Genomic DNA, 6,185 nt, shown 5'->3' on the forward strand with positions numbered 1-6,185 from the left:
GCGCTCTTGACCCCTCCCTGAAGGAAGGGGGCTGCCGCGCTTCTGGATCATCACGGCATAGCTGTGCATGGTCGCCGGGGGCTTCGCTCTGATTCTCTCAGTTCGAGTTAAAAGAGGAGGGCCACGACTACGGAGGCGGCTCTGACGGCGATCACGCTGCCTGCGATCCCGATTATTAGTCCCACTATGATTCCAGCGGCATCACGTTCCGCGACCGAAGCGGAAAGAACGGCGGCAGCCATGGCGGGCAGCATGTTTGTTAGTGGCAAGGGAATGAGAATCACCAAACACATGAAAGCCACCGCGAGCATTCCGAGGTATTCGAGAAAGCGTTGGGCCGGCCCGAACATGCGCGGACGAATAATCATCTCCAGACGGCGCATAAACGGCTCAGAGGTATCCATGATGCGCCTCAGGGTCGTCTTTTTGATCGCTCGCTTCCCGATGAAGCTCGGCAATATCGGATAGTCTCTGCCCAAAAGGTACTGAATCACGACGATGCCCATGGCAAGTCCGAAAATGGACCCAAGTCCTGGAGGCGCCGGAATGCAATTCGGCAGGCAAAGAACAAACAAGATGATGCCGTAGGATCGCTTCCCGAGTCCCTCGGAGATGCTTCCAATGGTCATTTGCTCTTCGGGGGTGTCTATTATTCGCCTCACCTCCGTAAAGACGGTCGGTGAAGCGCAGAGGTCAGAACTCATGCCGCGACCGTTACGCCGAGGGCGCGATCACGGCGCATACGAATGACATCCCTCGCTTTCATCCGCTGGGAGGGAGACACTTCTCCGCTCAGAGTTCCATCGAGATCAAAACGATGGGGAATAATCGACAGTCCTTTTTGGTACGATCCGGACCTAATCCACACAGACAGGAAGAGACGCATGTCGGAGCGGGAAACGTTCAGCTCGCCGGAATGTTCCAGAAGATCCTTAACTATACCGATCTTCAAGGGAGGGCGCGTTCCCGAGCGCGGAAACGCGTTCGGGAACCGCAGCGAAACGGCCGCTCTGACTGTCTTGTAGATCCTGAAACGCCTTGATGTACGAACGCTCTTCATGTCTTAATCCTCATCCGGCGGTATCAAGCTTCTACGCCCCTTCCTGCGGTAGATTTTCCGGCCGCCGGAGGTGGTGATCGGGTCTCTCTGGATCCTCCGGGATCCGGTGCCTGATTCCGTTTCCAGTTTTTCCTCCGCCTCACCACCTATCCATTTGACGGCTCCCGTGGGTGACTTCGACAGCTCCGACAGGAAAGGCGAAGGGGTCTGGGACTTCGAAAATCGAGAACGAACGAAGGATAGGTCGACGGAATTCTTCGAACGGGTGACCGCAACGTAGAGCAGACGTCGCTCCTCCTCCTTGTCTTTGTTTCTTATGTGCGGAAGCATCGCCGCTTCACAGCCGGCAACGAAAACATGGGTCCATTCGAGTCCCTTGGAGGAATGAATGGAGGAAATGGCTACACCGTCCCCATCTCCGGAAGCGCCGCGGGCAGACATTTCCTCGAGATAAGCGGAGAACTCTGCGGCCGTCTTGTGTGAAAGGGCCAGTGATGCAGCGGCCTCCGAAGCGTCCGCCCATTGAGCGGCGCGCTCTGCGTTTACTCCTGCGGGTGGATGGTCACCGATGAGACGGCCGGCCGCCGGGGCGCTTTGGGCCGGGTGAGATCCTTTCATCGTCACGACGATGTCTCGTCCACCCTTGTAGCGCCACACGTCGTCTGTCGAACCGCTTTCGATGGCGAACAACAGATCGGCCACAGCCCTGACCTCGGGAAGATCCCAGAAATTCACCGATCCGGAGAGTAAGAAGGGAATGTTCCGCTTCTCGAAGGATGCCTGAACCGCTGGAGTGACCGAGGACGTTCTGACGAGAACCGCAATCGATGAGGCAAGAAGTCCCCGTGAGACGGCCTGTTCGACACTTTGGGCGATAAACTCAGCCTCGGCTTCGGCGGTCGCGAAGCCGCGAATGCGAACGAATGTTCCGGGCCTGTGGGGGCGCGATGGTTCAAGTTTTTTGGGGAGGCGATTCTGATTGTTGGAAATTAACGTGTTTGCCGCAGCTAGGATAGCCGGATCGCAACGGTAATTCACTGCAAGGTTATACTTAACTGCACCCTTGAAGGTCTCGGTGAAGTTGACTGTGAATCCAACGTCCCCTCCCCGCCAGCCGTATAGAGCCTGGTCGTCGTCGGCGACGGCCCAGATCTTGGCACCCTTTTCCGCCAGAAGAGTGAGCAACCTGACCTGGGAGAGGTTTACGTCCTGAAACTCGTCGACCAGAACGTGCCTGATCCGGCTTCTGACAAATTCGGACGCATCGCCGCTTTTTGACAGAGCCTCCAGAGCCTTCGTCACGAGATCGGAGAAGTCGAGATCTCCCCGACGCGCAATCTCGCGTTCGTAAGCGGCGTAATACTCTGCGGCGCGGCGCAAAGGGACGGACCCCTTGCGGTGAGCGTCGGCGGCCGCTTGATCGGGGTCGATCATGGAATCCTTCCAACGACCGATGACATCGACGAGATCGCCGTCGTCCGCGTTCCAGAACAAGTCGATGGAGGACAGGATCTCGCGCTGGGCGGCCGGGTCCAGAACTTTAAATCTCTGCCGCAACCCGATATCGGCGAAGAAACGCTTCAGAAGCCGCATGCAGGTGGCGTGAAACGTTCCTATCCAAGCCCCATCGTCGTACTTGTCGCCGAGACGAACCTTTAGTTCTTCGGCCGCCTTGGATGTGAAGGTCATGACCATCATGGCGTCAGGCGAGACACCGCGGGCGTTAAGAAAACTGTAGCGCGCGACGAGCGTGCTCGTCTTGCCGGTTCCTGGACCAGCGAGCACGAGGGCGTGTCCTCCGCCGTGCGAAGCGGCTGCCGCCTGACCTTTGTTCAGTTTCCCCATCGATTGAATCCTTTCGATAAAGGAATCATGTTTGTGAAACGGGCAGCCGTCAATCCTTTTGGCCACTCTTGCGCGACCAAAAAAATCGTTCGTCCGATGTCCCGAAGGAGGTCCGTCGGACGAATACTGAACCGCGCAGGGTTGAGTTGACTATTTTCGGCCTTCGTTGACAAGTTCCATTGCCAGATCCTCGATGACCCCTTCTTTGGCATCATCTTGATCCATGCCGCCGCGCTCGAGCGCTTTTGCGATGCGCCGGTCGATTTCCCCTTTCGCGGAGCCGTTCGGGAAACGAGACGCGAGGCGTCTACGCGCCTCGATTGGGCCGAGAATGTCATACATTCGGCTTCGAAGCTCAGTATCGTTAGGGGTTGTTGAGAAGGCCCAAATCTCCGTCGGGCCGAGAGTGTTGTAAAGAAGGTGCTCGTGCTTACCTTCCTTCAGCGCGAGGACCGCCAGGAATGGGGCTCCGCCTTTTTCTGGGCCGTTCAGACGCGTCTTCACGATCTTCTTGGCCGTCGGAGTAAGTCCGAACAACTCCGCGCATTCCTCGCCCACACGGTCGTTGCCGGCACCCATGATCCAGTAGCCAGAAGCCAGATCGACCATTTCGTCATCGAAATCTTGGAGAAGCTGGGAGGCTAACGCGACGTGGACACCCCACTTGCGTCCCTCGCGTATGTCGACGAGGACCTGCTCGCGAACCTTCGGGGCCTTGGAGGTCCGGTGGAACTCATCGTAAACGAGGCGCTTGGGAGTCTCGCGAATGCGGCGAATCCTCGGGGTGTGGTGATTCCGGTACAGGTCGGGAATCATGTCCACGATCTCGTGGTTGAGATAGAAATCGCGAGCGAGGACGAAGCGCGCAAGCATGTACATCAGCGCCGTCTGCTTGTTCGCGGGAGCGCCACCCTTCGGGGCGACTTCATCGAGATCAAGGGCGACGACGTGCGCGTCGCCGATGTCGAACGCGGTCGGACGCTGGAGAATGGGCATTTCACGGATTGCACTCGAGATCACGCGACGGCATACGTTCACGACGCGCTCGCCGCCTTCGATCGTCGCCTCGCCGTGGACGTCGGTGATCTGGGAATGGTTCAGGATGGCCATCATTTCCTCGAGTACCGGCACTGCGTAGCGCTGCGCCATGATCGCGCTGTGCAAATCACCCTTCATGAACAAGGCGTCTACAATATCCCACCATGTTGTGATGCCTGGTTTGACCTCGATGGCATGCGCGCGGATCGCCTCGTCGACCGGGCGGCAGACGCGTTCATTGTAGATCTTCGGCTGACCCCTGCGGTGATTGTCATCGTTCTTGTCGTATAGAATATCGATCGCGGCGCTGATGATTCCCGTAAGGCCGTTCGGCGGCTTGGATTCGCCGACATCCGTGCCGAGCGTCGTCAGGAAGTTAACAAGGAAGTCCTTTTCAAGCGGAAATGGCTGACGGCACCCAAGCTGCGTATCGAACGGGTTGATCGCGAATTCGTGTGTCATGCGGAGACGGTGATAGGCGACCTCGTGACGGCGGGAGATGGGAAGGGCTTCCTGCAATAGGGAAATCAGCCCGGACGAGGATGGGCCGATATCGATGATCGCGATGCGCGGGAGCTTCATGCCGCCCGTGCCGGACGTGCCGGACAGGCTAAGACAGAGCGCCAGGTTGGTCGTGTTCATGTAGACGGACTTGCCCTTCCCCGGGGGGGCGAAGATGAGGTCGATGAAAGCATCCTGCATGGATGAACCCGGCTGATAAGGCCAGGAGCGTCCGTCAGAGGTCCTGAAGAGAACCGCCCCGTGTTCCCACGGCGATGCGTCCCTGTTCCAGGGAAGCATCGTAATGACATCGGGCAGCGGGACCGCGCCCGCCGGAGCAGTAGAGGCGACTTCAAGCCCCACGGAACTAGACATGACTGCGGCCAACGGATCTCCGACAAGAGGAGAGACTTGGCAATAGCCCCAGCTTTCGACGGAGCGCTGCAACCTCGACGACCGCTCCTCGATGAGACGCAGGTCGCCAGTCGGTGCCCATGTCGCGAAGTTGACCCGAAACTTGGTGACGGTCATGCCTTCCTGGCGGGACTCTTGTAGCTCCTGGATGGCTTCGCGGATCTGTCTGTTGTCGCCGTTGGTCAGCTGGAAAATGGAGGCAAGGAAGCTCTTGATTCCCAGAGTATTGAGTCCGCCACCCTCGATGAGGAACGAGACGCGCCACGGGATTTCGTCCATTTCGATCATACGGTTGAGAAGACTGGAGAAAGGCTCTGTTCTCTGTGGGCCGATAACCATATCCATGGCGGAGAAATTGAGTGCTCCTACGCGCACGATACGCGGGTTCAAGCGCTCCGCTTCACGATCGAAGAGCTGGTCCTCGATTCTCGGCCACAGAAGATGAGACGCGTCGAAGTCGTGAACCTCGGGAACGCGTTCGCGCAGAGGATCTCCGGGGAGCGTTGCCTGCCAATCGGCACCGACCAGGTCGGGGTAGATGGACCATTTCATGGCCTTCATCCCTTGGTGGGTGTCGAGCAGGGAGGCCCTGATCTGAATGTCCTTCAAGTCGGTCAGAAAGCTCTGCGTGAAGGCCTTGTGGCGGTCCTTGATGGAGCGGCCGATCCGGAATGGATCCTGAGCATCGGCCAGCGTCGGCATGAGTTTCGGCGCTTTGAGTTCGGCCTTCGCGTTTTCCATCTCCTTCTTCGTCAATACGGACAGGCGCGTCCACAGGACGATGTAGAAACCCTCCCAGGTGACGAAATTCGGAAGGTGACGCTCGCGCTCGGAAAAAAGATCTTCGAGATCGAGACCGAGATGACTCGCGACATTGCGCTGAGGGCGGGTCTGATCCTTGATCAGCTTTCGGGACAGGTCCTTGTCTCGCGCGAACCAAACCTGAATGGCGTGTCCCTCCTGAACGAGATAGGAGGACATCTTTAGGTTCATGTTCTCGATGATCGAGTCGAGTTCGTCGGCCCCAAGGACCTGCTTGATGCCGTCGACCTTGATGATGCTTGCCAGGGATCCGTCTTTGGCGATGAACATGTCGTTACCGTCAGCCGTCTCTAGGAAACAGAAGGAAGACATGTGCTTCTTGGTTTGGGCTCCGAATGCCCCCGAGACGGTGGATAGGATGCTCGTAATCGACATGAAGGATTCCATTTTGAGACAGCGATACGGAATCCTCGCCCGTCATTCGTCGGCGGTCAATCCGAATCCTTGAAAGATGAGGATGCGTCGAAATCTGCGTTTAACGTCTTCCCCGCCCTGAAGGATGGGG

4 protein-coding genes are annotated in these 6,185 nt (G+C 57.8%); all 4 read right to left on the reverse strand.

Going from position 1 to position 6,185, the window contains the following annotated elements:
• Positions 1-107: 107 nt before the first annotated feature.
• On the reverse strand, positions 108-704 hold the full coding sequence (locus E1297_RS05180) for an exopolysaccharide biosynthesis protein (RefSeq protein WP_155134814.1): 597 nt from the start codon (positions 702-704) through the stop codon (positions 108-110).
• Entirely contained in the window at positions 701-1,060 is a 360-nt protein-coding gene (locus tag E1297_RS05185) for a ProQ/FinO family protein (RefSeq protein ID WP_155134817.1), read from the reverse strand. Before E1297_RS05185 ends, E1297_RS05180 begins: the two co-directional genes overlap by 4 nt.
• A 3-nt stretch (positions 1,061-1,063) precedes the next feature.
• A complete protein-coding gene (locus E1297_RS05190) occupies positions 1,064-2,905 on the reverse strand; it encodes an ATP-dependent helicase (protein ID WP_155134820.1) in 1,842 nt (613 codons plus the stop codon).
• Between the two features lie 150 nt (positions 2,906-3,055).
• On the reverse strand, positions 3,056-5,950 hold the full coding sequence (locus tag E1297_RS05195; protein WP_209015652.1) for an ATP-binding protein: 2,895 nt from the start codon (positions 5,948-5,950) through the stop codon (positions 3,056-3,058).
• Positions 5,951-6,185 lie beyond the last annotated feature (235 nt).

This window comes from Roseibium sp. RKSG952 (assembly GCF_009711355.1).